This window comes from Streptomyces sp. UH6 (genome assembly GCF_013421635.1).
Taxonomy (GTDB): Bacteria; Actinomycetota; Actinomycetes; order Streptomycetales; family Streptomycetaceae; genus Streptomyces; species Streptomyces abyssomicinicus.
The window spans coordinates 1-2,902 of record NZ_JACADT010000724.1 but is presented as its reverse complement, the minus strand read 5'-3'; the positions used below and the strand labels follow the sequence as shown (position 1 = coordinate 2,902).

2 protein-coding genes are annotated in these 2,902 nt (G+C 73.7%); both read right to left on the bottom strand.

The genetic code is table 11. The features are described 5' to 3' along the window. Positions 1-15: 15 nt before the first annotated feature. Positions 16-1,899, bottom strand: coding sequence for an AAA family ATPase (locus HW445_RS24870; RefSeq protein ID WP_180223165.1), 1,884 nt, complete (start codon positions 1,897-1,899; stop codon positions 16-18). A 359-nt stretch (positions 1,900-2,258) separates the two neighbouring features. Further along, a complete protein-coding gene (locus HW445_RS24865; protein ID WP_257231273.1) occupies positions 2,259-2,897 on the bottom strand; it encodes a uridine kinase in 639 nt (212 codons plus the stop codon). Positions 2,898-2,902: the final 5 nt, after the last annotated feature.

Genomic DNA, 2,902 nt, shown 5'->3' with positions numbered 1-2,902 from the left:
GCCGTGGCCGGTCCGTCACTCGGGGCCGGCCGGCTCGCGGCCGGAGAGCACCTCCCCGTACGCCTGCATCAGATCCGGCAGCCGCAGCGTCGACAGGTCCTCCCGTGACAGCTCCGCCGCCCCCGGGACCGCCGACAGCCGCAGATCCCGGTACGCGCAGCTCTTCTCGTACAGCGTGCGCAGGAACCGCCCGTTGCCCAGCTCGTCGATCCACCCCTGCTCGACCACGTGCGTGCTGATCGACAGCAGTTCCTCCAGCGCCTCCTCGTCCCACCCGTCGCCGTTCTCCTCGGCGAGGACCTCGCCGATCGCGCAGAGTTCGTCGGGCCGGTAGGAGGGGAAGTCCACCCGCGTGGTGAACCGGGAGGACAGTCCGGGGTTGGCGGCCAGCAGCCGGTCCATCCCCTCGGGATAGCCGGCGAGTATGACCACCAGATGGTCCCGGTTGTCCTCCGCGCGCTTCAGCAGCACCTGGAGCGCCTCGTCACCGTAGGCGTCGCCCTTGCCGTAACCGGTGTTGACCAGTGAGTACGCCTCGTCGACGAAGAGGACCCCGCCCAGCGCCGAGTCGATCAGCTCATTGGCCTTCACGGCGGTCTGTCCCAGGAACTCGCCCACCAGATCGGCCCGTTGGGCCTCCACCAGATGGTCGCCGCCGAGCAGCCCCAGCGCGTAGAAGACCCGCCCGAGTATCCGGGCCACCGTGGTCTTGCCGGTGCCCGACGGGCCGGAGAAGACGAAGTGCCGCTTCGGCGGCCGCACCGGAAGCCCCTGATCGGCGCGCAGCCGCGCCATGTTGAGCTGGGCCGACAGCGCCTTCACCTGCCGCTTGACCGGCTCCAGGCCGACCATCCGCTCCAGCTCCGCCAGCGCCTCCTCCAGCAGCACCGGATCGGCCGGCCCCGGCGGGAACGGCTGGAGCGGGACGAACGCCTTCTCCCGCACGGTGTCCGGCGAGGACAGCGACGTCGTCCCGGCGTCCGGGTCGGAGACCTTCACCCCCACGTCCCGACCCGCCGTGCCGGCCAGCGGGTCCAGGCCCTCCGCCCCGTCGGCCGCGGAGGAGAGGGGGAAACCCGCGTAGCCGTCCATGCCCAGCTCGGCGTCCTCGTCCCAGCCGTCCCCCTCGGAGATCGCCGCCAGCCGTGCGGCGGTGTCCATGAACGAGGGGTCGACATGGTGCACGGCGCGGTACAGCGGCAGCGCGGCCGCCGTCCGGCCCGTCCCCTCGTGGGCCCGCGCCAGCCAGTAGCGCAGCTCCTTGCGCTGCGGCTGCTCGCTGCGGCAGCGCATCAGGGCCGCCGACAGCAGCGGCTCCGCCTGCCCGTACATCTCCAGCCGGACCCGGGCCATGCCGCCGAAGAGCCTCGCCTCGATGCCCAGCACCGGGTCGTCGACCAACGGGTCGGTGTGCCGCACGAGTTGGTCCCAGTCCTTCACCAGGTACGCGCGGCACGCGTGCAGGAACCTGACCTGGTGATCGGCCTCGGCCGACGGCAACCCGCCGAGGGCGCGGTCGAGTTCGGGCACATGACGGCCGTCCAGCCAGTGCGAGGCGTGCGCCAGCAGCAGGTCGCGCCGGCTCTCCAGCACCGGCTGCACCCACCAGCCCAGCCAGTACCAGGAGTTGAGCGGCCGGCCGTGCCGGGTGCGCTGCTCGCCGAAGCGGTCGCGGTACTGGTGCATCCGCAGCAGCGCGGTCGTCGTGTCGACCCGCAGGGCGTGCAGGCCGAGCCAGCCGTCGGCCATGCCGGGGTCGAGGCGCACCGCGGCGCGGAACTCCTCCTCCGCCTGCGGATAGGCGCCCATGCTGTAGGCGTCCACGCCTCGGAGCCAGGCCAGATCGGCAGGGGCGCCGGGGCCCCGTGCGCCGAATTCCCTCACGTCGTCGTCCCCCACAAACCGTGCCCCCGTCCCTCGCCGCCGGGCCGGCCCCGGCTGCCGCCTCGGCCGAACCGCCCACCCACCGGCCCCGGTTGGCCCCACGGCGGCGGACCGACGGACGCACCGAAGGCATCGTACCCATGGGGCCGTGGCGGCCCTACGGGTGCGACGAGGGCGCTCGGGGCATCACCGGCGCATCGTTGCGGCACCCGCGCGGTCACCCACGGTGAGCGAAGTGGGGCACGAGGAGTCCGGAAAGCCGGCTCCGGACAGAACGAAGCCCCCGGTCACGGGGGAACAACCGGGGGCTTCGCGTACGAGGGCGGCCCGAGGGGGCCGTTCCTTGAGAACGTAAGACCTGCACGGCCCCGGGGTCAAGCCGTGCCGGCGTCCCGTCCGGAGGTTCCGTACCGCCCGGGACGCAGGGGTTCGCGTGGTGCCGACGAGTCGTCACCGACGGTGAGAAAAGTGGGGGAGGGGCCTTCCGACAGCTCGTAGCCGGAAGCCGGTCCACGGACCAGCAGGTGCGCGTGGGGGCGCGAGGGATCGCGCGCGAAGTGCGCGCGCTCGGCGGCCTCCCACCGGTCCCAGAAGGCCCGCTGCTCCTCGCCGTCCCGCCGCCGGCCGCGCCGCCAGGCCTCCTCGGCCGGCACGTCCATCCAGATCAGACGGGTCAGAGAAGGGCGAAGGGCGCGCCGGCCGGCCCCGACCCCCTCGACGACCACGGCGGGGGCGGGCGGCAACGGACGTGGCGCGCCGAAGCGGCGTGCGGACCAGTCGTAGGGCGCGTAGCGCGCCGTGCGCCCCTCCCGCAGCGGCTCCAGCACCTCTGAGGCGAACCGGGCGGTCCAGGAGAACAGCTCCCGATGGGTGGCGATGTCGTCGAGATGGAGCACCGGCGCGCCCCCGAGCGCCTCCGCCAGGCGGGCGGCGAAGGTGGTCTTGCCGGACCCGGCGTGCCCGTCGACGCCGATCAGCCGCACCGGCCCGCACGACGGCGGCAGCCGGAGCAGGGCGG